This window comes from Streptomyces spiralis (genome assembly GCF_014654675.1).
In the GTDB taxonomy this organism is placed as follows: domain Bacteria; phylum Actinomycetota; class Actinomycetes; order Streptomycetales; family Streptomycetaceae; genus Streptomyces; species Streptomyces spiralis.
In genome coordinates this window covers 1-320 of the sequence record NZ_BNBC01000107.1, presented here as the reverse complement: position 1 = coordinate 320, position 320 = coordinate 1, and the positions used below count along the sequence as shown (strand labels likewise).

Below are 320 nucleotides of genomic sequence, written 5' to 3'. Positions count from 1 at the left end.
TGCTTGGCGATGGCGTTCAGGGAGAGCGCGGAGGCCCCCGCCCCGGCGATCTGGGCCCAGGCGCGTTCCTTGATCTCGGCGCGCACATGGGTCCGGTACCTGTCGCGCGGGGACGCCGACTTCTGTGTCATGGTGATCACCTTCTCCGTGGCTGTTAGAAGATATCACATACATTTGTCTATCTAAAAAAACCTCCCGCCTCTCCTTGACGTCATAGGCCCTTGCGGCGCAGTCTGGTTACGCCCTATAACGAAAGCAACAGCGGATAGCGGAGCTTGTGATGAACACAGAAGAACGCGTCGAGGTGGTCCTGCCGGGCA

1 pseudogene is annotated in these 320 nt (G+C 59.7%); it reads right to left on the bottom strand.

Features of this window, described 5'->3' with window-relative positions:
• A pseudogene (locus IE318_RS43900) lies at positions 1-131 on the bottom strand (TetR/AcrR family transcriptional regulator); the annotation flags it as partial.
• Positions 132-320 lie beyond the last annotated feature (189 nt).